The 25620-nt window shown below is 46.9% G+C and carries 19 protein-coding genes and 1 pseudogene; 6 read left to right on the plus strand and 14 right to left on the minus strand.

The window, feature by feature from the left end; all coding sequences use genetic code 11:
* Window positions 1-21: 21 nt before the first annotated feature.
* From E8L90_RS09490 to E8L90_RS30730, 3 genes and pseudogenes are all read right to left on the minus strand, one after another.
* Complete coding sequence (locus E8L90_RS09490) at window positions 22-1293, minus strand: ATP-binding protein (RefSeq protein WP_137029178.1); 1272 nt, start codon at window positions 1291-1293, stop codon at window positions 22-24.
* 196 nt (window positions 1294-1489) lie between these two features.
* Entirely contained in the window at window positions 1490-3568 is a 2079-nt protein-coding gene (locus E8L90_RS09495; RefSeq protein ID WP_244297189.1) for an acyltransferase family protein, read from the minus strand.
* 655 nt (window positions 3569-4223) lie between these two features.
* A pseudogene (locus E8L90_RS30730) lies at window positions 4224-4325 on the minus strand (DUF1697 domain-containing protein); the annotation flags it as partial.
* A 606-nt stretch (window positions 4326-4931) separates the two neighbouring features.
* Here E8L90_RS30730 and E8L90_RS09510 point away from each other — a divergent pair.
* Window positions 4932-6548 (plus strand): multicopper oxidase family protein, encoded by a 1617-nt coding sequence (locus E8L90_RS09510; protein ID WP_137029179.1) that lies wholly within the window; start codon window positions 4932-4934, stop codon window positions 6546-6548.
* Window positions 6549-6591: 43 nt separating this feature from the next.
* Here the strand turns inward: E8L90_RS09510 and E8L90_RS09515 are convergent, their stop codons facing one another.
* A complete protein-coding gene (locus E8L90_RS09515) occupies window positions 6592-8556 on the minus strand; it encodes an ATP-dependent DNA helicase (RefSeq protein WP_137029180.1) in 1965 nt (654 codons plus the stop codon).
* 168 nt (window positions 8557-8724) lie between these two features.
* Here E8L90_RS09515 and E8L90_RS09520 point away from each other — a divergent pair, with 168 nt between their 5' ends.
* On the plus strand, window positions 8725-9084 hold the full coding sequence (locus tag E8L90_RS09520; protein ID WP_048032795.1) for a Lin0512 family protein: 360 nt from the start codon (window positions 8725-8727) through the stop codon (window positions 9082-9084).
* Here the strand turns inward: E8L90_RS09520 and E8L90_RS09525 are convergent.
* A complete protein-coding gene (locus tag E8L90_RS09525) occupies window positions 9081-9410 on the minus strand; it encodes an MGMT family protein (protein ID WP_137033367.1) in 330 nt (109 codons plus the stop codon). The two genes, E8L90_RS09520 and E8L90_RS09525, sit on opposite strands and share 4 nt — an antisense overlap.
* Before the next feature lie 81 nt (window positions 9411-9491).
* Window positions 9492-11291, minus strand: a complete 1800-nt coding sequence (pepF, locus tag E8L90_RS09530; protein ID WP_137029181.1) for an oligoendopeptidase F — start codon at window positions 11289-11291, stop codon at window positions 9492-9494.
* Between the two features lie 245 nt (window positions 11292-11536).
* On the opposite strand from pepF, the gene E8L90_RS09535 reads away from it, so the two are divergent.
* The gene (locus E8L90_RS09535; protein WP_137029182.1) at window positions 11537-12763 is read left to right on the plus strand and encodes an aminopeptidase; all 1227 of its coding nucleotides are present in this window, start codon (window positions 11537-11539) and stop codon (window positions 12761-12763) included.
* A 101-nt stretch (window positions 12764-12864) separates the two neighbouring features.
* Here the strand turns inward: E8L90_RS09535 and cdaS are convergent, their stop codons facing one another.
* The gene (gene cdaS / locus E8L90_RS09540; RefSeq protein ID WP_137029183.1) at window positions 12865-13479 is read right to left on the minus strand and encodes a sporulation-specific diadenylate cyclase CdaS; all 615 of its coding nucleotides are present in this window, start codon (window positions 13477-13479) and stop codon (window positions 12865-12867) included.
* A gap of 155 nt (window positions 13480-13634) precedes the next feature.
* On the opposite strand from cdaS, the gene E8L90_RS09545 reads away from it, so the two are divergent.
* Genes E8L90_RS09545 through E8L90_RS09555 form a run of 3 tightly spaced genes read left to right on the plus strand, consistent with a single transcriptional unit; the run spans window position 13635 to window position 17358 of the window.
* A complete protein-coding gene (locus E8L90_RS09545) occupies window positions 13635-15110 on the plus strand; it encodes a spore germination protein (RefSeq protein ID WP_137033368.1) in 1476 nt (491 codons plus the stop codon).
* A 22-nt stretch (window positions 15111-15132) separates the two neighbouring features.
* Entirely contained in the window at window positions 15133-16203 is a 1071-nt protein-coding gene (locus E8L90_RS09550; protein WP_137029184.1) for a Ger(x)C family spore germination protein, read from the plus strand.
* A gap of 21 nt (window positions 16204-16224) precedes the next feature.
* A complete protein-coding gene (locus E8L90_RS09555; RefSeq protein ID WP_137029185.1) occupies window positions 16225-17358 on the plus strand; it encodes a GerAB/ArcD/ProY family transporter in 1134 nt (377 codons plus the stop codon).
* Window positions 17359-17362: 4 nt separating this feature from the next.
* Here the strand turns inward: E8L90_RS09555 and E8L90_RS09560 are convergent, their stop codons facing one another.
* The 7 genes from E8L90_RS09560 to nikB are packed head-to-tail and all read right to left on the minus strand — an operon-like array spanning window position 17363 to window position 25596.
* Window positions 17363-18127 (minus strand): LamB/YcsF family protein, encoded by a 765-nt coding sequence (locus E8L90_RS09560; protein ID WP_137029186.1) that lies wholly within the window; start codon window positions 18125-18127, stop codon window positions 17363-17365.
* A gap of 4 nt (window positions 18128-18131) precedes the next feature.
* On the minus strand, window positions 18132-19139 hold the full coding sequence (locus E8L90_RS09565) for a 5-oxoprolinase subunit C family protein (RefSeq protein WP_137029187.1): 1008 nt from the start codon (window positions 19137-19139) through the stop codon (window positions 18132-18134).
* Window positions 19140-19889, minus strand: coding sequence for a 5-oxoprolinase subunit PxpB (pxpB, locus tag E8L90_RS09570; RefSeq protein WP_137033370.1), 750 nt, complete (start codon window positions 19887-19889; stop codon window positions 19140-19142).
* Window positions 19890-19920: 31 nt separating this feature from the next.
* Window positions 19921-20568 carry a pyroglutamyl-peptidase I gene (pcp, locus tag E8L90_RS09575; protein ID WP_137029188.1) on the minus strand — a complete coding sequence of 216 codons (648 nt, stop codon included), beginning with the start codon at window positions 20566-20568 and terminating at the stop codon, window positions 19921-19923.
* Window positions 20540-23740: a M14 family metallopeptidase gene (locus E8L90_RS09580; protein WP_137029189.1), complete on the minus strand. Its 3201-nt coding sequence runs from the start codon at window positions 23738-23740 to the stop codon at window positions 20540-20542. The genes pcp and E8L90_RS09580 overlap by 29 nt, the downstream gene beginning before the upstream one ends.
* 12 nt (window positions 23741-23752) lie before the next feature.
* Window positions 23753-24664 carry an ABC transporter permease gene (locus E8L90_RS09585; protein WP_137029190.1) on the minus strand — a complete coding sequence of 304 codons (912 nt, stop codon included), beginning with the start codon at window positions 24662-24664 and terminating at the stop codon, window positions 23753-23755.
* A complete protein-coding gene (gene nikB, locus E8L90_RS09590) occupies window positions 24661-25596 on the minus strand; it encodes a nickel ABC transporter permease (protein WP_137029191.1) in 936 nt (311 codons plus the stop codon). The genes E8L90_RS09585 and nikB overlap by 4 nt, the downstream gene beginning before the upstream one ends.
* Between the last annotated feature and the right edge of the window lie 24 nt (window positions 25597-25620).

Here is a 25620-nt window from a genome sequence, read left to right on the forward strand (position 1 = left end):
CCCCTGAACTAATGATGAAGACTATATCAACCTACCGAACTGCCTGATATAATGCTCCACATCGTTATACAACCCGCTTTGATTGGAGTATTTCACGTAATTTTTGGCCGTTTGCAACCACTCTATTGTGGTAGGCTTTACCACCTGTAGAGTATTCTCCATATCCTTCATCATGATGGGCCGCTCTACGCCTGAGTCGAGGATTTCTTCGAGAACCGCTTCCGTAGCTCGTTCGATCACATTTTCAATATCTGCTCCTGAGAAAAATTCGGTCGCTTTTGCCAGTGTATAGGTATCGATGTCCTTCGAGAAACGACCCTTTAGTTTTAACTCAAAAATTTGCTTACGCGCTTCCAGGTCAGGTGGTGCTACGAACACTAATCGGTCAAAACGGCCTGGGCGTTTCAACGCATGATCTACGTCCCATGGCATATTCGTGGCTCCGATAATAAGCACTTGATCTGTACTCGTATCAATGCCCTCCATTTCAGTTAGAAACGTATCGATAACACCCCTCATATAACTACTAGAAGACTTGGACCGACTGTAGCCGATCGTATCAATCTCATCAAAAAACATGATACTCGGTTTTTGTGCACGAGCTTTTTCAAACATCGCCTTCAGATTTTGTTCGCTTACGCCGATATATGGGTCTAACACGTCTGTGATATGTATTGGAAAGAAGTTAGCTTTGCATTCTCCAGCAGTCGCGCGAGTAATAAAAGTTTTTCCGCAACCAGGAGGTCCATAGAGAAGTACTCCTCCACCGATCTTCTTCCGAAATTTCGAGAATAGTCCTTGGTTGAAAAACGGGCTAATGATTCTGATTTGGATCGTTTTTTTCAACTCCACCAATCCCGCTACATCTGCAAAAGTTACCTTGTTTAAGCTTGTAATTTCAGTCGGTTCTGGTTTCTGACCCCCATCAATAACTTGAAAGCCTGGATTGTTTTTTATCGAATAGGTATAGGTTTCACTTCCGTCACACGTCTCATCTGAGACCACTTCTTCGTTTTGGTCATTGTTTAACGGGTCTTCTGTATTACGAATGATTGGACCTAAGCTTCTTTCGCTTGTGCTTTGTTGTAATTGCTGAGTCGATGTAGTTAATTCTTGCAGAAGGTTATTTCTGAGTTCGTGATCATCGCCGCAATATGTCAGCCCTTTAGAGAATGCACTTATCGCTTCTAGCCAGCGGCTGTTACTCGCTAATTCCTTCCCTAGCCAATAAAAAGTTGTGGCATCCTCTGGTTGTCTTTCGGAAAGCTGTTGAAGCCATTCTATTTTTTCCATGATTAAACTACTCCTTTTGTAACATAAAAATAAAAGCAACCATTCTAACCAGTTATTTACACATAATCTTTTAATCGGTATTTCTGCGTTTTTATACAGGGGTAATAAGACCTAGTTCTTATTACTTATTCAAAAGTGTAAAAAAGGACAAAAAACAGAGATCTTTTTTCGATCTCATGTCTTTTGTCCTCTTGTTTCAATTCACTATTTCCGTTGAACTAACTTCAGGCCCTTCTGCTTCCAATACTGAATTGTGTGTATCAATCTGCCCTGCCTCTTCTACTGCCGACTTTTTCTCTTTCTCTTCCTCTTTCACTTCCGGCTTCTTCTCTGGCTCCGTCGGCGCGATTGCACTCGCCACGAGTGCCGCGTATTTTTGCGAGCCTTCCTTATTCGGGTGAACACCGTCTTTGTAAAAGTAAGAGCTTTGCCCTTCACTTGCCGCATACCAATCCACAAGAACGACATGCGGATGGGCTGTAGCCGTTTCCGCCAGCATCTTATTCACGACGCTTTCCCACGGTTTAGGTACGCGAGAATTGACGAGAATGATTTGCTCTACACCATCCAGTGATTGCAGTAGCTTGTCGAGCTGTCCTTTACTAAATGCGCCGTTCGAGCCTAATTCAATCACGACGCGATTTCCCAATTGACCTTTTGCCTTGAGCTGCGCAATTACGTCAGGAGCTTTCGACATTTGCCTTCCGATTTTGGCATCCACGACGATCCCTGGCAATAGTTTCTCCAGATAAGGAGCCACATCGAGCATGACAGAGTCACCAATTACAGTGATCCCTTTACCGGAGCCTATCGCTTTGATCGGTTCCTGTTTTTGGTCAGGCTGTTTGGAAGCATTCGAATCTTTCTGCTTCTCTACAGGCTTCTGCTTTTGTGCATTGTTATTTGGCTTCGGTTTTGCCGGTGGAGTAGCTGGTTTTTGGACCGTCTCTGACTTCTTGTCTTCGATTGGCACCTCAGGACCATGGGGCTTGTCGGGGACCTTTGTCTCGGTGACCGCCTCCGTTGATTGTGGCTGCGTCACATTTCCAGCGGTCGCATCTGACGTAAGCGAAGCGATCCCATAATACGTGACACAAAGAGCGATCGCGCAACCAGTTGCCAATACACGGTTTAACCGTTTTGTTTTCTGCCCAACCTTATTGGAGCGATGCCAGATCCTGCCTAATGCACCGTGACGAATAGGCTCTTCGAGATATTTAAATGACAACGATGCCAGCAAAATGCTTGCGAGGAGCTGCAAAACCGCTCCAGGTACCGCCATCCACTCCCTTTCCGCTAAAAACGGATTCGTCCAAACGATAACAGGGTAATGCCACAAATAAATACCGTAAGATCGAACACCAATCCAACGCAGTGGCTTGCAGCCCATCCACTTCGCCAAGCTACTTGCCGGATGTGCGAGTACGGCGACCAGTACGGCACTGACGACAGACAAAAGGACGAGCCCGCCCTCATACAAATAATCATCATATTGATTCGTGTTCCAAATGCTGTACAAAAGAATTCCTAAGCTCAAGAGACCGCTTAGATCAAGCGTAATTCGCGCTTTTTGTGAAATGTTCGCCGTAAGGAAGCGACTCGGCCACATCATGGCGAGTGCGGCACCGATCAATAACCCGAATGCCCGTGTGTCCGTTCCGTAATAAACACGGCTCGGATCAAGACCTGGCTCATACAAAACGACCATGGAGATGGCGGATAGTGCAGCCAGCACCAAAGTAATGATCATGATTGGCCCCCTGCGCTTCAGGAAGCGGAGTCCCAGCGCAAGTAACAGCGGCCAAACGACATAGAACTGTTCTTCTACTGCCAATGACCACAGATGGCCTAATGGTGAAGGTGGACCGAATTTTTCAAAATAAGAGACGTCATGAAAGACCAGCCACCAGTTACTTACGTACAGAACGGCTGCTCCTACATCTCCGCGGATGGTTACGAACTGGGCTGGCGAAAAGATGGCTACCCCTGCCATAACCACAAACAGCATAAGGAACAAGGCTGGAAGCAATCTTCTGGCTCGGCGCAACCAAAAGTCTTTCATGTCGAGTCTGCCATTCCGATTCCATTCTGCAATTAATAAATCTGTAATCAAATATCCCGATAAAACGAAGAAAATACCGACACCCAACAATCCCCCGGGTGCCCAATCGTAATTCAAGTGATAAATAATGACTGCGAGTACCGCCAGCGCACGAAGCCCGTCGATCCCAGCCATGTAGCGGCTGCTGCTTACGCCTTTGATCGGCTCAGGCATGCTGGTGGCCTCCTGTCGTTGCATATTGGCGAGTGTTTAATTCGTTCTGATTATTGATTCTTTTTGTACTCATCTTCCTTTTTAATTTTTTTTGGTGACTCTTCGTGCTCGCCATGCAAAACATCTGCATTCTCCCCTTTTATTTCCGTTCTGTTTTTATCCTTTGGTGTTGGGGGCAGTCATTACACATCGGGAATTGCGTGCTCTATGAATGCAAAAACCCCTGTTTCTGGAATCGTGGAGAAAACGGGGTTGGTCTCGTTCATTATCTTTTTTGGAAAATGAATTCTTCCCATCATCGTTGCCCGTATTCAGGATGTGATGAACTACTCACTGTCTCGTTGTTTTCCGTTCGCTTACTCCCTTATATATGCATCACACCTTCCTTATAATAGATGGTCTCACAAGGAAATTACCCGGTCCTTGTCTAACGCGAAACTCTGGTTGAATCGTTGTTTGTAACCTGATTATATGACGGTTTCGGGGGATAACTCGTTACAAACTGTTTACATTCTGATGATGTTTTTGCCCGGTAAAAACGCGGAACAAAAAAAAGCTGCTGGTATACCTTTCCCCATCAGCTTCACGATTGTAGATCATCGCAGACCACCACTGTCAGATGCAAAATGCAACGTGTTTACTTGTCACAAAAGAATTACTGATCAACAGCCTGCATCAGTTCGTAAATTTTGCGAGTTGTATTGACATTCCTGATTGTCATTTGTTGATAAACCTCTGAGCCAATAAGTTTCTGCATGGTGCCATGCCAAATCCAAAAGCTAGTATGTATAACGTCTTCCAATCTGTGAGGAATCCTTGCTATTGAATCGGTATCCCCCAAGGAAAGCGACATCAACCACGGTTATTCCCCTATCACTACCATTTTCGCCAATTGAAACGGGAAACACAAGACAAAAATAAAATCCCCATCGATTACCAGCACCGACGAGGATTTTGCTTGATTATTCAAATTTAAATATGATGAGTAAACAAATAATGTAAGAAAAAACCACCACTGACAACCGCAATCGCCATGCATACGATGCCACTTTTCACCCGTTCGGAGAGCAATCGCATAAATCCAAGACAGAAAAAGACTCCTGTGACCAAAAAATAAGCGACTCCAACCCAAAAAACATTCCAAGGCAAGCTCGCAAAATCTACGTTACCCAAACGTGAACACCATCCCTGTCCGATTCTACTGATCACTTATATGTACGATACTCCATTATAGCATTTGTTCACGCTTACTTTCCCATTTTTGCAAAATGCGTAACAGAAGTGTCATACATCCTGTCTTCATGTTTTCTACACAATCGTTTGGTACGCTTTCTCCAACAGCCCAAAGGAGGAAAAAGTACACATGAACAAATGGAAAATGCGCCCATGGGCTTATCCCTTGGTTCTAGGTGGCGTTTTGCTGTTATCCGCCTGCTCCACTACCACTGAGAATACTACGATGGATCATAATGGACACAGCATGAATTCTTCACCCGAAACATCCGCACAAGCTCAACCTCAACAGATTCCCGCATCCAGCGACTCGTCGGTGGATGTGCTTACAGGCAATACATTTACCCTCACGGCAAAAGAAAATATCCTCCACCTCGATGACAAGACCATGAAAAACACATGGACGTACAATGGAACCGTGCCAGGTCCACAGCTTCGTGTCAAACAAGGGGAAACCATCAGTGTGACCTTGAAAAACGAATTGCCCGAGCCGGTCACCATTCACTGGCATGGCTTACCTGTCCCGAATAACATGGATGGAATCCCTGGCGTGACCCAAAATGCCGTAAGACCAAACGAAAGCTTCACCTACAAATTCAAGGTGGATGTTGCCGGGACATACTGGTACCACTCACATCAAAACAGCGCCAAGCAGGTAGACAAAGGCTTATACGGTTCTCTTGTGGTAGAACCGGCTACTGCAGTACCAGTTGATAAGGACTTTACCCTCGTTCTGGATGAATGGATGCAGGACGATCGCATGGCGGAAATGCACGGAAATGGCATGAACCACGGCATGAGTGCCCCTCCTCCCGATAACTCGTCCTCTAGAAGTCACAACATGCCCGGTATGGAGATGCCCATGAGTGACGCTGAGATGATGCCGTTGATGTATACGATCTTTTCCGTGAACGGAAAAACAGGATCGGCAATCCAGCCGCTATCTGTTAAAGAAGGAGAGAAAGTCAGAATCCGCCTGATCAATGCCGGATACTTGAACCACAAGCTGAACCTGCAAGGTCATGAATTTAAAATCGTGGCAACAGACGGGCAACCCATCAATAATCCACCCCTTGTAGGAGGCCAACTCCTCAATATCGGACCAGGAGAACGATATGATCTCGAATTTGTCGCAAACAATTCTGGCAAATGGTTACTAGAGGAGCGTAGCACGAATCCAGGTGCCAAGTCCCTTGTCGTGCCCATTGTCTACGAAGGCTCGGAATCAAAAACAGCCAAATCAGAAGCTGACGATATGCCAATGATAGACATCACCAAATACGGTGAAGCTGCAAAAAGCAGCTTTGCGCTGGAGCAGAAGTATGACATCACGTATCAAATGGATCTGAACACGGAAACGGCAGATGGAAAAATGGCCTTTACCATCAATGGAAAAACGTTTCCGAATGTCCCTCCGCTCAACGTCCAAAAAGGCAATCTGGTCAAAGTCACGCTGGTGAACAAATCACCAAAAGATATCCACCCGATGCATTTGCACGGACATTTCTTCCAAGTAGTAAGCAAAAACGGACAGCCTATCTCAGGCTCCCCTCTGGTTAAAGATACGCTGAACATTTTACCGGGTGAATCCTATGTAGTCGCCTTCGAAGCTGACAATCCAGGAGATTGGATGTTCCACTGCCATGATCTAGGTCATGCCGCGCAAGGAATGGTGTCCGAAGTAAAATATGAAGGCTTCAAGCCAGATTTCATCGTCGACCCTACCGTCGGGAACATGCCGGAATAACCATAGAAAAAAGCAGGAGGCCACGCAGGCTCCTGCTTTTTCGTTACGCCAATACACCGTCCAAAGACGTTTTCCACTCTACCCCAGCTGGGAAAACATCCTGTACTTGCTGTCTCAGCTTGTCATTTTGGCTCAATTGCGGACTCAAGATCGATACCAGGCCGCTATCTTCTCTCGAACGGATCAATCGCCCGATGCCTTGACGCAGTCTCAGCAGCATGTAAGGCATATCTACCTCGTCGAAAGGATTCGCTGCACTTTTTCTTTTTGCTGTAAACACCGGATCATTCGGCGGGAATGGCAGTGACCAAATGATCACATTGGACAGCGAAGGCCCCGGAACATCTAGCCCTTCCCACAGACTCACCGCACAGAGGCTACTTTTCTCGTCGTTTTGGAACTGAGAGATCAGATGGCTGATTTCAGCATCTCCTTCGAACAAGAATCGCAGATTCGTACAGGTAGGCTCGTTTTTGATAGCGGCCTTGAATTGCTGTAATTCCTCCATGGAGGAAAACAACAACAGCGCACTACCCGCTGATTTTTGCAGCAATTGGGTAGCCTGTCTCATTTTTTCCGCAAAGGAGTCGGTCGCAGATAGTGTTGGTACGTATACTTCCATTTGCTTGTCGTACTCGTATGGAGAAGCAACCGAGAACGAAAGATATTGCTCAATGCCCAAGCTGTCCGCCACATAGTTGAATGATCCATCAACAGATAGAGTCGCCGACGAAAAGACTATCGGCATCTTTTGTGAGAAGACGCGCTCTTCCAGTACTTCCTGCACCTTTTTTGGCATGACGACCAAGGTCGGCCCTGTAATCTCTTCACTCATCCAGGAAATGACGTGATCCGGGTCTTGGAAAAGTCCCAGTGCCAGCTGCATCATTTCCAGATGCTCCTCGACAATTCGCAGCTGGAACTCGTCCAACGTATACAGTCCACCCTCTAGCGCCAGCTCTTCCTCAATCCAACTGACGAGACTCGTAAAACGGTGGATGGTTGCAAGGAGTTCTGGATGAAAATAGATTTCTTTGCGGTTGGAGCCCATCACAGCCTTGCTCTCTTCGTTCAATCGGGAGAACATCTCCTCGCTCTGAGCAATGGCTTCTTCAATGGCAATGGCGAGCTCTTCCCTGATCTCACCCTTCAAGACACGCGTAATCGTTTCTTCGAAGACGGAGTGATTCAGCTTGTACGTCAATGCTTTTTGGGCAGCAGGCTCCAGCAGATGACCCTCGTCAAAAATGACTGCGCTATGCGGTGGCAGCAACGGTAGCTGACCTCCGCGCTTGCGGATCTCATAGGTCCACACATGCTCCATATAAAAGTCATGGGAGCAAATGATCAAATCGGCGGACTGACGATAATGATTTCTGGACAGGGTCTGCCCACAGCGATGCTGTCTATCGCACACAAAGCAATCTTGAAAAGTATCCCAGTTCATCTGCGCCCATTCTTGATCATCCAGATCAGGATATGCGCTGCGATCCCCGTACGGATAAAACGACTGCAAGGCCTCATGTGTATGAACAAAGGAAGGCAGCTCTTGATAAATATGCTGGAAAGCTTCCCCTGTCTCAGGCTGGAATCTCGCCTCATCCAGCTTGCGCAAACAGACATATTGGTCCGGAGATTTTCCGAGTCTCGCGTCAATCGTCAAGTTGAGATGACGAGCCAGTTTGGCAATGTCGCCTTCTGGTTTTACGAGCTGCTCGATCAACGACTCATTCGCACAGGCAATGATGGCGGGCTTACGGGTATATCGCGCATAGCAGATAGCGTACAGCAAGTAAGCCAATGTTTTTCCCGTGCCTACTCCTGCCTCTGCAAAAATCGTTTGCTTTTCTATAAAAGCCCGTTCAAGCTGAAAGGCCATGTAGATTTGCTCATCACGCACCTCGAATCCAGCCTCAGGCAATACTTCATAAAAAACGTCCGCTACCCAATCGCTCACCTGAGAGATAAACGGCTGGGACGGATCGTAGGCAAAAGGATAACGTTCCAATTGTGACCTGCCTCCAATTAATGTAAAGAATCGTCAAGCATAGATACCAACATGTTATGATGACATGTCTTGACGATAAACACAATACAGATGAGAGAAAAAAGCATTCCTTTTCGTGGTAAGATAAGGATGGTAGAAAAGTAGAATAAAACAGGAGTGAACAAGCCAATGGAAAAAGTAATGTTTATTGAAATAGGAATGGGCATCGACATGCATGGACAAAACGTCACCAAAGCCGCAGTTCGTGCTGTTCAAAATGCCATCCATCATAATTCGATGCCTGGACTGCGTTCTGTCTTGCCAGGAAACGATATCCATAACATGAAAGTAAATGTGAGACTTGCCGTTCCTGCAGACAAGGACAAGCTCGACCTGGAAACGGTTCGTAAAGCCTTGCCTTACGGGGAAGTCTCCTTCGAAATCGTCGATGGCGGCATGCTGACAAGCAGTGGAGTCGTGATCGCTGAAAAAGAGGACAAGAACGACCTTGCCTATATCGTCATCGCCTCAGTAGAGGTAGGTTATTAGAATACCGGCTCATCCACTACCTGTGGGTGAAACTGATATTGCTCCAACTCTATTTCTCCTGCTGCTGACACGACTATCCCTTCGCTTTCCAAGGCCATTTTTTGCAGCGTGAACGAATCCAAATCTTGCAATCCGATCTTCCCTTGGGCGTTGATGACTCGATGCCATGGAAGCTTGTGCTTTTTGGACATGGAATGAAGGATGCGAACGATTTGTCTGGCAGCTCTCGGACTCCCGGCCAACGCAGCAATTTGCCCGTACGTCATGACATGGCCCGCTGGAATCCCGGCAATAATTTTTAGTGCGCGCTGCGTAAATTCGGTCATGATGACTACTCCTTCTTCCTTGATCAAATCAAAAGGCTTGTGACTCCTTGCGATCACAAGCCTTTTCTTCTTTTTATCAGATTAGAACAGTCTTTCCAGCTCGTCAACCAGACTACCGACGTATGCGACAGCCTCGCGGATTGGCTGCGGATCTGACATATCCACGCCAGCTTTTTTCATCAGTTCCAGCGGTGTTAGTGTTCCCCCAGCTTTGAGCACCTCGATCCAACGATCAACGGCAGGCTGTCCCTCTTGCTTGATGCTTGCTGCCATTGCCGTAGAAGCGGTCAAACCAGCTGCGTACGTGTACGGATACAGCCCCATGTAATAGTGCGGTTGGCGCATCCATGTAAGACTTGCTGCCGCGTCCAGATCAACTGCATCCCCCCAGAAGTCTGCGAGCACTTGCCCTTTCCATTCGGAGAGCTGTTTGGCAGTCAAAGGAACGTCTTTTTGCGCTGCTTCGTACACTTTTCGTTGCATTCTCGCTTCTAGCAGATGCGTGACAAAGTTGTGGTAATACGTATTCATCAATTGCAAAATGACCCAACGCTTCAGACGAGGATCGTTGGATTGCTCCACGATGTGCTGCGCGAGCAAAAGCTCGTTGAGTGTGGAAGGCGCTTCGATAAAGTACAGTGACGGACGAGAGTTCGTAAAGCTTTGCTCTCTTGTCGCCAGCATAAAATGTCCGCAATGCCCCAGCTCATGAGCCAGCGTGAAAGCACTGCGCATATTTCCCGACCACGTAATGAGAATGTAAGAGTGTTTGCTGTATGTCGTCGAGCAGAACGCACCTGTCGATTTGCCCACGTTGTCTACATAGTCGATCCAGCGTTCATTCAGTGCTTTTTCCATAATGGCTGTATATTCAGGACCCATTACTTGCAAGGAAGCCAGTATCTTTTGCCCTGCTTCTTCAATCGTAATCGGTGGGCTAAATTCTGGATCAAGCGGCGCCTTCAAATCGCAAAAGGCCAACTTCTCAAGACCGAGCTCTTTTGCTTTCAACTTCGCATAACGACGCATGTGGGGCGCGAGTTCATTCCCGATGATATCCAGGATATTGTGGTACATATCCAGCGTAACCTGCTGCGGCTTAAGCAGCATGTCCGTTACGGTCTCATAGCCACGCAGGCGAGACATGACGGTTTGTTTTTTCACCTCTGTCGCGTATACCGCAGCGAAGGTGTTTTGGTAAGAAGCGAGTGTCTTCGAAAAGGATTCGTACGCAGCACGGCGCAACGTCGTATCGGAAGACATCTCATAATCGGTCTCAAACAGCGCGAAGGATACTGGACGCTCATTTCCTTCGCTATCATGGACGGGTCCAAAAGACATGTCCGACAACTTTCCACGCGCGTAAATTTTGTATGGCGCAGAGAAAACCTCGCCCATCGCCGCAAACGCTTCCTCGGTCTCGGCCGACAATCGGTACGGCTTTGTTTCCAGCAAATCATTCAGGCTTTTGCGGAATACTTCGAGTCCTGGTTCTTCCGCTAAGAAGCTCTCGATTTTTCCTTCAGACAACGCCAAAATCTCGGAAGGTATAAAAGAAAGCGCAGCGTTTAGCTGGGATACGACATCCCCTACCCGTGCAGAGTTCGCTTGGTTTTGTGGATTGGTCCCCTCTTCAGACGACCGCAGGCTGGCATACGTCGCTGCGATATTCGCCCGCACATTGATCTCCTCGTTTGCCTCCAAGCATGCCAACAACGTCTCTCCACTCTTGTGCAGTTGGCCTTTAAATGCAGTGACGACAGGCAGATGCTGTACAATTTCTGCTAATTCTTGCTCCCATGCTTCCTGGCTCTCAAACAAATCGTTCAGGTTCCACGTATATTCGACAGCGACTTGATCACGGTTCTGTCTTGTCTTCACTCTGACTGCCTCCTTAGTTCTGCCAATAAAAAATTTTTTATGTAATAAATTTGCCTTTTCATTTGAATTTTCCTACAATTAACCAAAATAAACAAGTGGATAACTTGCTCGAATTAGGCCATAATCTGTCTTTTTCTGCGCTTTCCTAGGAAATTCTTTCAAATTAATAGCAGGTGATTTCGGTGGGGAAGGTAAAATAGATAGAATGCAAGTAAGCCTTTGTTCTTAAAAGGAGGAAATAAACCATGTCTTTTGAAACCTTGTTTGACCGTTATGCTGATCTCGCTGTAAAAGTCGGCGTGAACGTACAGCCAATGCAAACGTTAGTAGTAACCGCTCCGCTATCTACTGCTCCTTTTGTGAGAAAGGTAGCCAAAAAAGCGTACGAAGTGGGTGCCAAGCACGTACATATTGAGTGGAACGACGATGAACTCACTCGGATGAAATATGATTTGGCTCCTGATGAAGCGTTTCGAGAATACCCGCAATGGAAGGTACAGGGGTTAGAGGAAATGGCGGAAAATGGCGCGGCATTTCTCTACATTTCTGCTGCGAATCCCGATTTGCTGAAAGGGGTAAATCTTGACCGCATTTCTACTGCCAACAAAACAGCCGGTCAAGCCCTCCATAAGTTCCGCAGCTATACCATGTCAGATAAAGTGAGCTGGTGCGTGCTAGCAATTCCATCACCTGCATGGGCCGCCATGGTCTTCCCGCATTTGCCACAAGAGGAACAGGAGCCTGCCTTGTGGGATGCTATCTTCCGCGCGACTCGCGCAGATATGGATGACCCTGTCCAAGCTTGGCATGACCATCATGCGACACTGAACAGCAAGGTGGATCAGCTCAACGCCAAACAATACCGCTACCTTCATTACGAAGCTCCCGGTACTAACCTGACGATCGAGCTGCCTGCCAACCACATTTGGATTGGCGGCGGTAGCGTAAATAAAGACGGTGTCTCCTTCATGGCCAACATGCCGACAGAAGAAGTCTTTACCGCGCCCTTAAAAGAAGGCGTCAATGGTACCGTACGCAGTACCAAGCCTTTGAGCTATCATGGGAATTTGATCGAGAACTTTACGCTTACTTTTGAAAAAGGAAGAATAGTCTCGGCAACTGCTGAAAAGGGAGAAGAGTCCCTGAAGCAATTAATTGAAACAGATGAAGGCTCGCATTATTTGGGTGAAGTGGCGTTGGTTCCTCATTTGTCCCCAATCTCGCAATCAAATATCATTTTCTATAACACGCTCTTTGATGAGAATGCGTCCAACCACTTGGCGATCGGGAACGCTTATTGTGTGAATATTGAAGGTGGCGCTGACATGAGCAATGAGGAACTGGCTAGCCGCGGTATCAATATCAGCCTCACCCACGTCGATTTCATGATCGGCTCCGCCGAGATGAACATTGATGGAGAAACAGCTAACGGCAAGCGTGAACCGCTATTCCGCAACGGAAATTGGGCTTGAATCTAACACGAGAATGACATAGCGAGAGGCTGGATTTCGTCATCACCATGACAAATACAGCCTCTTTTTTCTCGGATACAACCACTTTTCGCGGAGTGCTTTCATGAAGGCGAAATAATCGGATACAAATGTCCCTGCATAGCAAAGGACGCCTTCCCCGTTTCCTCGGAGACAACAACGATCAACGCATCACTTTTTTCACTCAACCCCAATGCAGCACGATGTCTGGTTCCCAGCTTTTTTTCCCCTACCACAACCTGAGATAATGGCAATACATTGGCCGCAGACACGATATGATTTTGCCGAATCAGAACAGCCCCATCATGCAAAGGGCTGCCAGGATAAAAGATCGATTCCAGCAAGGAATGGCTCATCGTGGCCTCAATCGGTATGCCTGCTTGCAACAGCAAATCAAGCGGGTCCTCGCGCTCAACGACAATCAATGCCCCTTGGCGCCTTTTGGCCAAGTGCTGAACAGCCTTGGATAAATCCAGATATTTTTCTGTATAGGGTGAGAGATAGCATTGTAAATAAAAGGAGGCTGCTACTGTTTCGAGTCGGCTAAACTTCGTCCGTATTTGATCAAACGTCCTGAGCACACATTCGTTTTCATTTTTTAACGCATGGATGCTCTCATCCAACGTAACGGATATTCCCCTCAGCTCTTGCAGTAATTCCGCCTTCAGCGATGATGTATCACAGTTAACTTCTAGCATATGAACCCCTCAATTTCCATTTCTCTTCACGCTTCGTTCTTTGTTTGATTGTTCCCCAGCCTATAGGAAATCATTCTATTTCCTAGATGATAATTCCACTGCAAACCGGACATAGTAAAACACAAATGATCAACAGCTTATGGAGCGAAACCGACATGATAACGGAATGGAACGAGTTTCTTTCCATCGCACAAGACTCGAACGATTTTAAGCATTTCCCCCTACTGAACGAGGAAAGTCCTTTTGTCATTTCGTACTATCAAACCTTAGTAAAAACAGAGTTACTGCAAAAAAATCTCTTGCGTCCTTATCAAGAACGCATAGAAGCAAATGAATTGCTCACAGAACTCCGCCATTTTTCCCGCTTCGTCCATGTGGAGGATATTATTTATACAGATGACATACAGACGGTCGTCTCCAAGATCATGATGGGCTATGCTGCTATACAGCCAAAAGACAACTGGCAGTTTTTTGCGCTGATCAATCTGTCCAATCCGACTGAAGGACTGCGAACGGACAACGATACGGAAAACGAGTTTAGTGTAGTTGGACCAAAAGTTGGCTTTGTTGAAAATATCGATATCAACCTGCATCTCATCCGTCAACAAATCAGCACGCCCAAATTAATCATTCGAGAGTTAACGTTAGGTACGCTCTCCCATACACGCATCGCCGTTGTTTATTTGTCTGGTATTACAAATCCTCAGCACATTGAAACCGTTCAGCAAAGACTACAGACGATCGACTTCGATATTATTTTTGATTCGTCACAGCTCGATCAGATCATGAGTGACAATTCAAATACGCCTTTTCCATTGTTCCTGTCTACTGAAAGGATTGACCGGGTCATTTATGCGTTAACTCTCGGGCAAATTGTGATTATTTCCAATGCTTCCCCGTATGTCATTACAGGTCCAACTACCATCTTTGATTTCTTCATTTCTCCCGAGGATTATTATTTACCGTGGATCTTATCGTCTTTGTTTCGGTTGATTCGCATTTTCGGGGTGCTTTTTTCGATCTTGATGACACCTGCCTATACGGCGGTTCTCACTTTCCATCTGGAAATGATTCCTCAAGACATGCTGGCTCCGATCATTTTATCGAGGAAGTACGTCCCTTTTCCTCCCGTCTTGGAAGTACTTTTCTTGGAGCTGACGATCGAATTCTTGCGAGAAGCAGGGGCAAGGCTCCCGACAAAAGTCGGACAGACTCTCGGAATCGTTGGTGGAATCGTCATTGGACAAGCATCGGTAGAAGCAGCCTTGACCAGTAATATCTTGCTGATCATCGTAGCTCTGTCGGCGCTTGCCTCTTTTACCACCCCCATCTACAAAATGTCAAACACGATCCGGTTCTTGCGCTTCCCGCTCATTATTTTGGCTGGAATTTGGGGCGGGCTTGGAATCGCTATCGGTTTAATGTTCATGCTGACTCATCTGCTTCAACTCAAATCGTTAGGAACACCTTATCTGGCTCCGCTTTACCCTTTTCGAAGACGTAGCTTTGCGGACAGCTTCATTCGCTCTTCTTATAGCAGAACGGCCAGAAGGTCTGCTGTTATGCGTGTCATCTCGCAGTGGAGATACGATCCTGACAAGGCGACTCAAAAAAGAGATATGGATGAATAGATGAAGGAGCCATCGAAGAAACATGGTTGCAAAGAGGAAATGGATACTCGTGCTATTGATCGTGATCTTGGCTGGCTGCTCTTCGACTCGAATTGTCAGCGAAGTACAATTGATTCATTCACTCGGTCTCGATCTCGAAGACCAAAAAATGAAAGGGGCAGCCATCACTCACATATACGGAAAGGAAAAGACTCAGGTAGAGCTGTTGGAAACAAAAAGCTCGAATTTATTTACGATCCTCCCTGATTTTAACGCCATCACCCCCTCACAAGTGGAGCTTGGACAGTTGCGATCCGTCATTGTTGGGAGGAAATATGCTGAAAACGGAGTGGAAACGCTGGTACATACGCTTTGTCGCGATCCCGCTATCGGTTTTCGCCTTCAACTCGCAGTCGCGGAACCAAAAGCATTGACGATTTTGAAAGGCATGCGTCATATGCAAGTCCCTTTTTTCATCTCCGATAGCGTCGCTCAAAATATCAAAACGCTGAATATGCCCAAGACCAACCTGCATATTTTCTTGTTTCATTTATACGGCGAGGGTCGCGATCCTTATCTTCCCTATTTCGTGATGCATAATGACAGAGTGAAGCTAGATGGTGTCGCGCTTTTCCGAGATGACAAATTCGTGCATCGCATCCATTCAAAAGAAAGCTTTTTGCTCAAAATCATGGTCGAAAAAGCCAAGAGTGGTCAAATTCCGTTTGAGGTAACGATCAATAATCGAAAAGAATCCGGACTCTTGAAAAATCTGCATTCCCATGCCGTCTTCGATCTCAAAACGACTAAGCCTATCCCCAGCATCATGGTAAAGCTCATGGTAAATGGGCAAATCAAAGATTATTCGAAGTGGCTGCAATTATCCAATCCACAAGTTCTACATCAAATGGAAAAAGAGCTTTCCTCGTACCTGCAAATGGAGGCGACCAGCTTTGTGAAGCATTTACAGAAGCTTGAGGTTGATCCGGTTGGATTTGGTGATTTCGTTCGTAGTCGAAGCACGTCATGGAACTACTCCCACTTCAAAAAGATTTATCCACAAATAAAAATCGCCGTGACGGCCTCGATCAAGCTGGAGCAAACGGGTGAGTAATGAATAACCAGGAGGGATCAGGTGAGTACTTCCATTCGGGAAAGCGCGATGGTTTCACCTTTTTTCGTATTTTTTCTCGTGCATGCCAATATTGTGGGGATCGGTATACTTGGATTTCAACGGACAATCGCAGCCCATGCCGGATACGATGCCTGGATCTCCCTTCTACTTGCTGGGGCAAGCATCCATCTCATTATTTGGATGCTCTATTCCATGCTGAATGCGGGCAGCCATGATCTCTTCTCCCTTCACGAGCTGATCTTTGGAAAATGGCTAGGCAAGTTGATGAGCTTTGTCGTGTTAATCTACGTCTGGATGGCTGCTTTTCTCATCTTGCGTTCTTACGTCAGTATTGTGAAGCAGTTTATTTTCCCGCTCATGCATACGTGGAGTACGACCCTGATTATTTTGCTCCTCATTTTGTATATTGTCGCTGGTGGTTTTCGTACAGTTACGGGCGTCTGCTTTTTCGGTGTGGTGATTCCGGCGATTTTGATGCTTCCTTTGTTTTTATTCCCTTTCGAATACGCTCACCCGAATAACCTGTTCCCGATGTTTTCGCATAACTTTACCGCCTTATTTGCGTCTGCCAAAGACGCTGTGATCAATTATATGGGCTTTGAACTACTGCTCTTCTACTACCCGTTTATCAAGCAAGCAGCCCACTCGCAAAAATGGGCTCATACTGCGGTCCTTTCCGGCACCTTCCTGTATGTAGCCGTCGCGATCGTAACATTCCTCATGTTCACCCATGGTGAACTGGATAAGATTATTTGGCCGACCTTGACCATGCTCAAAATCGTCGAGATTCCGATTTTGCAGCGATTGGAGTTCATTGTAATCTCTCTGTGGCTGTTTGTGATTTTGCCCAACATTTGTCTCAATCTATGGGGGGTTACCCGCGGAATGAAACAGATATTTGGCATTAGTCAAATCCGCGCCATTTTGCTTCTCTTACTATCTTTGGCAATGGGTTCCTATCTGCTCGAAGGTACGGCTTCCTTGCTCATGACACTCGATTTTTATGGGAAAGTAAGCATCGTTTTTATTTATGGCTATATCCCTCTGCTGTTCTTGCTCTTCCTCCTCTGGGGGAAAAAGCGAGGTACCGCACGTTACCAGACTCCCAGTGCGGAAACAGAAAAAGCCCGATAGGTATCTATCGAGCAAATCGTGCTGCGATTGTAATTCCAGCTCCTAACAAAGCTTCTCGGATGCTCTGTGCGAACTCCAACGCATGGGCACCGTCGCCGTGAATACAAATGGAATCAGCCTGAATCGGGATATCTACGCCTTGCTGGGTCAGGACACGTCCGTCGCTTACCATACGAATGACTTGCTGGAGGGATTGCTGTTGGTCCGTAATCATCGCATTCGGCTGACTGCGCGGTGTCAGCGTACCATCCTGTTGATACGTACGGTCAGCAAAGACTTCGTGCGCTGTGAGAAGACCGATTTTTTTCCCTGCACGCGTTAACTCGCTTCCGGCCAAGCCATACAACACTAGTTCCGGATTTACTTTATAGATAGCCAACGCAATAGACTCAGCCAGAGTAGGTCTTGTGGCTGCCATATTGTACAAGGCCCCATGTGGCTTCACATGATGCATGACGCCCCCTTCTGCCCGAACAAACCCTTGCAGGGCGCCGATTTGGTACACAACTAGATCGTATGCCTCTTCTGGGGAAATCTCCATGTTGCGGCGACCGAAGCCGACCAAATCAGCGAATCCGGGATGGGCACCGATTGCCACACCTGCCTCCAAAGCCATTTGCACTGTTTTTCTCATCGTCGCAGGATCGCCAGCGTGGAAACCACATGCCACATTTGCAGAGGTGATATAGGACAAAATTTCTTGATCGTTGCCCAATTGATAGGTGCCAAAGCTCTCTCCCATATCACAGTTTAGATCTACTGTTTTCATCTTTTTACCTCCATCCCACGGTTACTTCTATCCCAAGCTTGATCGCCTTCATCCATGAATCCCTCTCGATAAGCTCCTTTTGAGCATCGCGCAGAGAAATTTCTTGAAAATGGATCTTTTCGCCTGGCCGCAACTGGGCGACGATCGGCAAATCTATCGTTGGCACATAGCCTATCTTCGGATAACCGCCAATGGTTTGTCTGTCTGCCATCAGGATAATAGGTTGACCGTTTGGCGGAACCTGTATCGTACCCATGGTGACCGCAGCCGAGATCAGTTCCATTGACTGCGTAAGTTCGAGCGCCGGTCCTGTTAAACGATACCCCATCCTGTCTGATTGAGGAGACACTTGATAGGTTTGTTCGAAAAAGCTTTGACGACTCTTTTCCGAAAAATCTGCAAATTGCTCGCCTTGTATCACCCGTACAACCGCTTCTCCATTTTTTACAAGCGTACTCGAAGGAATAAACCAATTCGCTTGGTAGAAGGGAGCTGCTCCTGCCCTTTTTGCCAATTGGTTAGCGAGAAATTGACTGAATGAACCTGGAGAGCGTTGAACTAGCTGATCTCCTGCCGCAAGCATTCTACCCGCTAGGCCTCCGAAGCCTCCACGGAGATTCGTACTACGACTTCCCATCACAAGTGGCACATCCCATCCGCCTGCGACTGCGAGATAGGCGCGACAGCCTTCCTTGGCCAAGCCAAATTTCAAGATGCTTCCACTCCTGATCCAGACTGCTCGATTGGGCAAGACGGATCTATTATTGATCGTGACTTTGAAGTCACCACCACAAATGGCTATGAGCATGTCCTTATGAAACAATAAGCTTGGGCCTTTCATCGTCAGCTCCAGAACCGCATCCGTTTGTTGATTGCCAACTAGCATGTTCGCAATCTGTACAGCTTGCTTGTCCATCCCCCCACTGACACTGACCCCAACCTGCTGAAAGCCAAATCTACCAGTATCTTGAACGGTGGTGCAAAGTCCCGGCGTAATCACCTCTATACTCACTTAGTACACCTTCTCCCCGTTATCGTATTCCCGCTCGGAGATAGGACGGAAGCGAACTTTATCGCCAGCGCACAAGAGACTTGGAGAGCTTTCACCTGCCTGAAATAAGCGCAGTGGTGTTCTTCCGATAATTTGCCATCCACCTGGGCTCTCTATCGAATAAATACCTGTTTGCAATCCTCCGATCCCTACACTCCCCATCGGAATAGATAGTCGTGGAGAGGAACGTCGCGGCGTGGCCAGTCGCTCATCCATTCCACCGAGATACGGAAAGCCGGGAGCAAATCCGATCATGTACACCAGATACTCTGTTGTCGAATGGATCGAAATCACTTCCTCTATACTCAGACCATTTTGGTTGGCTACTACCTCCAGATCTGGCCCAAAGCTCCCACCATAACAAACCGGGATCTCTACCAGTCTGTACTCTTTAGAGTGAGTGCTGGAGATTTGCTGCGACATTTGCTCAAGAATCGCAACGGCGCGATCGTATGGCAACATATGATCAAGTGGATCGAAAAGAGTAATCGGATCGTAATAGACTGTAACAGTCGTAAAGCCAGGTACAGATTCGATCATCCCGGGGAAAGGATGCTCCTGTAGGTATTCAGAGAATAGGATGACCTTCTCATGGGTTTGTTGATCGATAACCTCTCCTAGTTTGACCATGACACCCGAGTCCCCAAGAGGAGAGAATTCATATCTAGGCAACGTTTTTCCCTCCATTTTCGAATATCGGCACTGCCACATGAATGGAAGGGAGGAGGGTTTCTCCTCCTGCTCAGCTAATTTGTCCGCCTTCCATGACAATATCCCGATCATGAGATATGGTCGTCTCGATTGCCAATCGCAAACCTTTTACGATTGTTTCTAACGCCATACTTGGCTGATCTGCTTGCCTTGCTGCCTGTTCAGGCAAATAAGGGATATGGATGAACCCTCCGCGTACGGAAGCTTTTTTCTCAGCAAGGTAATGCATCAATCCATAAAAAAGATGGTTGCACACATATGTACCCGCCGTCTGCGATATGGAAGCCGGAATTCCTTGTTGTTTTAACTCATGGACAATCGCTTTGATTGGCAATGTAGACCAGTAGCCAGTAGGACCGTTTTCCCTGATTGGTGTATCAATCGGCTGATTTCCTTCATTATCCGGGATTCGAGCATCATTGACGTTAATCGCTACACGCTCAACCGCAATATCTCCTCGTCCACCTGCTTGACCGATACATAACACGATATCCGGTTTCGTTTCTTCTATCGCTGCATACAGCTGTTCGATAGATTTTTCAAAAACGGTAGGAATTTGGCGCAGCTCTACTTTATACAAATCAGACTCGATTTTTCCTAGTTCTTTTACCGATTCCCAAGCAGGGTTAACCATTTCTCCACCAAAAGGATCAAACCCTGTTACTAAAATGGTCTTCATGATTGTCTCCTCCAATTCGCATCGGTCTCATTCGTGAGAGTCGAATATGGTCTTGTCCATACTGTCGCGAAACACGCCGTGGGCTGGATGCCACACACTCCATGACAGCACGATTGAAAATCTTATGCGTTTCGATGCAATCTCGCAACGCTCCTCCCGCGACCGTCTCATCAGCCGCTTCCGTTATTAAATCAAGCGTCACCCATTCAGGAAAACGAGAGAGTAAGGAAGGAGAGGTTCTGTTCGGCTTTGTAGGCCAACGATAAAACAAGAAATCTTGATCAGTAGGCAATGGGAAAATAGCGGGCTCCCAGTTATGTCCATACCGAATGTAGCGATCGATAAAGCGTTTATTTTTGTTCCACAGACGCGGATGATGTCTCAGCCCTTCCTCGGCTGCCTTTTGAATCGTATCAAGAGCGACGGCATGATGAGGATACTCAGATCGCTCCATCTCGCGGCCAATTCCGTAAAAGAGTGAAATCGGCATCCAATAAGATACAGGAAATCTCGGCGGACTATTGTACCCTGCGAATGGTTGTGTCCATTCGTGCGAAGGGATTCCGTGATCATCGATAATCACATCCGGCAACCAGCGATAAAACAGTTGGGGAACTACCCGCGATTCGCCAAAAACACTCGGCTGAAAACGGTGATTGGTATATTCTAGTCCTACTGCATTATAACGGGCAGCGTGATGCTTCCAAAATGGATGATCTTTGACAAGCTCTTGATGAAGTGCGACCCCATCCGGATTGGCAAATGGAATCACAACCAGATTGAAACGAGTAAGCCAATCCATTTTTTCGGTTATGAGCTCTGCCACCAGCTCACGTGCAGCAGGCATACTGGAAACCTCGTTTGGATGATGTCCGGTTTCGAGCAAAATGGTTGGTTTATACAGAGAGAGCTTGTGTGTTGATACGTATTTGGAAATCTGGGGTGCTGTTACCTCCACTGCAAAAATCGGCCGTCCTTCAAACGATTTCTCTACTTCCCACATATGTACAGATGGATGTGTAGCCAGCTCTGCCCATTCGCCCTGATCTGGATGATTGTTTTGGTGTAAATAAGGAAGCTTCCTTTCTTCGATGCTGGTACTTTTTTCGTTCGTTCTCAGGATGCGTGCTTTTACAGGAGCAGATTGCTCTGCCTCGAAGTATAAATGAGTCGTTTTGATAGAGAAAGCTTGTTCTTCTTTATATTCTTTTACGCGAATGGTTGCCACTGGAGAGCTCGCTGGTTTGACCTTTATAAATGGTCGCACCGCCCCAGGAGAATTCCACGCCATTCTCGTTTTTCTTTCACCCAAATACGCATAGTAGTCTAGCGTATAAAAATAAATATCTTCATGCAGCGCTTCTAACGACGATATTGTTTCTTCGTCGATGTCTAGCCGTTCTTCCTGTTCACTCATCGTGACAGTTACCTCTATCGAATGAAAGAGCGGACTGTTTCCTTGATACGGTTCATTTTGTTTACATAACAATTCTTCCGTCAACTCAGGTAAAAACTGCTGCGTATAGAATTGCCAGAACCTCTCTCGATCCGTAGGAACCATGAATTGTTCTTTTGTTGTTCCATAGGCGAAGAAGAGTCCTGATGTGGTTGGATAAGCTCTACTTTGCTCGTCGGCATACGGCACTGCGGATACAGGTACATCCAAATTCCATGTGCCTACATGCACAAGCCCGGCTCCCCATGCCTCTATTTGGTATGTAGTCGGTAGATTCTCATCCATCACGAATGATACTTGCGACAAGGACAGGCCCAATTCTTTTTCCAACAACTGATCAACCGGGTATAATTCTTGAAGCCATCGATGAGACAGCTCCATCCCGCCTTCTCTTTCTTCTCGTTGGAAAGAGATCAAAATTCGTTCTACTCGCTCCCCTTTACGTACAAGAGAAGGCAAAATCGTTTCTTTTATCCAGCACAAACCTGGTTTAAATGCAGAGTGAATCTGTACCGTACTATCGTTATCCGGAAGCAGCTCCGTGATTGCGCTCTTCCAACATCGCTCCAACGCACGTCGAATCTCTTTTGGTTCTGACAAAAACGCCGTGACCGCGAGCGGAGAAGATAAGCGCCCAGCCGTCTCCTTTTGACTAACAATCGCGATCAACTGCTCATGAAACAACTGTTCTATCTCATTTCGTTCGCCTTGGTCTTTCCAGGTTTTCTCTAAAAATAAGGGGAATTCCTTCACTTTTTGCTCGTCTGATTCTTCCCATGCACCAAAAGTACCCCCGAGTGGGTGCGGAGTGGCCGTCCCGAAATAATCAAGCGCCGCAACAATTGCTCGCCCTCCCCCTGAAAGCTGGATGACTCTTGCTGTCTTTTCACTAGAGTCTGGGATTACTTCGACCACTCCACTTGCTAGTGGCGCTTCACCATTCATGTCTAAGGAAAAAGTGAGCTCCGCAATCCGATTTGCTTCGCCTGTGAGCGGAAAATGTATCCCAGTCGAGGCTAGACCAACCCGAGCTGCAAAGCGAGCGGCAGACATAACCGCCTCTGTAGTATGGACCCCTGTAAAGAATACATCTGTCCGACTCGTTAAATCTGTGCGCCCCGCTTGATAGAACCCTGCCGTTGTCCAAAGCTCTGTCAGACTATCAAGTGGAGTTGGTCTCTCTACGATAGGACCTCCCTCGTACGAGCTCATCAGCACACACTGGGGTATCGCAATCTGGCAAACAGGTGAAGCATCCGCACAAACATATAGTTGAACTTCATGTAACGAACAACGAATCCTTTCAATCTCGCCGAGCGAAGTCGTTGCAGGTACTGCATCTGTCCAATATGCCGCCATCCAGCGCAGTAATCGGCTAAGACTCTCCTCGCTTCCACCAACGAAAGCAATTCGATTGTTCCCTCGATCGAGCGTGCATGACGCATCATCCACGTCGCAGGATGGCTCGATACATACTGTGCAAAGCCACTCACCGCTTTTCGTACTGCTAGCATCCATCGGTGAATCTTCCATTCGAATGGAAGGCAGATCCAGCTCACTTGTTTCAAGGCCTAATCGGGCACAAAAATCAATGAATCCTTCTACGACGATTCCCGTTTGAAAACAGAAGGAAACAGACAACGAATCAGCTATACCGTCATTGTTTCGGTCCGCAACTAACCCTTTCGTTGTAAAAATATCACCTAGCCCTCTCATCGGTTAGCCCCCTTACACGCGCAGATTTGGATCTAGCTCATCACGCAGCCAATCGCCCAGCAGGTTAATTCCAAACACGGTAATCATAATAGCGATGCCAGGGAAGGTAGCAACCCACCATGCCGTCTCCAGATAGTTGCGACCGTCTGCCAGCATGCCGCCCCATGTAGGAATCGAAGGGTCTACACCCAATCCAATAAACGTCAACGATGCTTCCAACAAAATGTTGGTGGCTACATTTAACGTTGCCAACACAATGATCGAAGAAGAAACGTTTGGGAGAACATGTTTTCTGATGATCCGCATATTCGTAGCACCGATTGCTTTGGCAGCCTGGACGTATTCCATTTCTTTTACACTCATGACCTGTCCTCGTACCAGTCGCGCAAAGCCTACCCAGTTACTAATCCCCAAAACAAGGATGAGCTTCCATAGACCTGCTCCAAAGACTGTCATGACGATAATCGCAAACAATATGAAAGGGAATGCCAGCTGTACATCTGCCAAGCGCATTAGCAGATCATCTACCCAGCGCCCGTAAAAGCCTGCGATGAGGCCCAGTATCACCCCGATAACTAAGGAAATCAGTACGGATACGACACCAACCAATAACGATATTCGCGCTCCATAAATGATTCGGCTCAATAAGTCACGTCCTACCTGATCCGTACCTAGCAAATACTCGGATTTCCCCGTATCGTCCATCCACGAGGGAGCAACCAACCGTGCACGCAAATCAGCTTTATCAGGAGTGGATGGCGCGATTACCGGTGCAAAAAGTGCGGATACGACAGTAAGCATAAGCAAAAACATCCCCGCCATTGCCCACGGATTTCGAACGAATCTTCTGCCCATCTTGCTCCATTTTCCACGATTTTTGATTGGTGGATTCGTCTGATTGTTTGTAACTGTCGCTGTCGTCATTCGCTTTTTCCTCCTCCCTGTCTAATACGCGGATCAATAAAGCCATAACTAATATCAACCAACAGGTTCACGAAGATCATCAAAAAAGACAAGATAATCACAGAGCCTTGAATCACGGGAAAGTCACGTTGCGATATCGCATCAATCAGCATACGCCCGATACCTGGCCATGAAAAAACTTGCTCAATAATCACAGTACCGCCCAACAACGTTCCAAATTGCAATCCAATAAAGGTTACCGTCGGGATTAATGCGTTTCGCAAGCCATGCTTGATGATGACAAGCCATTCCTTGATCCCTTTGGAACGGGCCGTATTGATATACTGTTGATTCATTACCTCCAGCATGGAAGAGCGAACTAATCGAGCCAAAATGCCTGACAAGATGAGTCCGAGTGCAACGGAAGGCAGAACCAAATACTCCAGACCTTCATAACCAGAAGCAGGAAACCAGCCCAGCTTAACAGCAAATATGATGATTAACATAATCCCTAACCAAAAGTTGGGGAAAGAAATTCCTAGCAATGAAAAAATGCGCCCGAAAAAGTCAGCTACGCTGCCTCTGTAAACAGCGGAAATGATCCCTACTGGAATTGCAATCAACAGAGCGACAAACATTCCCCCGAAGGCAAGCAGCAAAGTTGCTCCCATCTTCTCGTTCATCATGTTGATCACGCTCTCACCCGTTCGGAAAGAGGTGCCAAAGTTACCAGTAAACATATCTTTTACATAAAGCCCGAACTGTACATAAACAGGCTCGTCCAGACCGAGATTTTTCCGAAGCTCAGTAATCGCCTCTTTGGTAGGCTCACCTGCTTGAAACATGATCGATACTGGGTCACCAGTCATTCGCACCAGGACAAAAATGACAAGAGTAATAGCAAGAACGACAAAAACACTATGTAGTAGACGTCTAATTAAAAAGGCTGCCATCCCGCTCCTCCTTTATCAAAAATG

Source organism: Brevibacillus antibioticus (genome assembly GCF_005217615.1).
Lineage (GTDB): Bacteria > Bacillota > Bacilli > Brevibacillales > Brevibacillaceae > Brevibacillus > Brevibacillus antibioticus.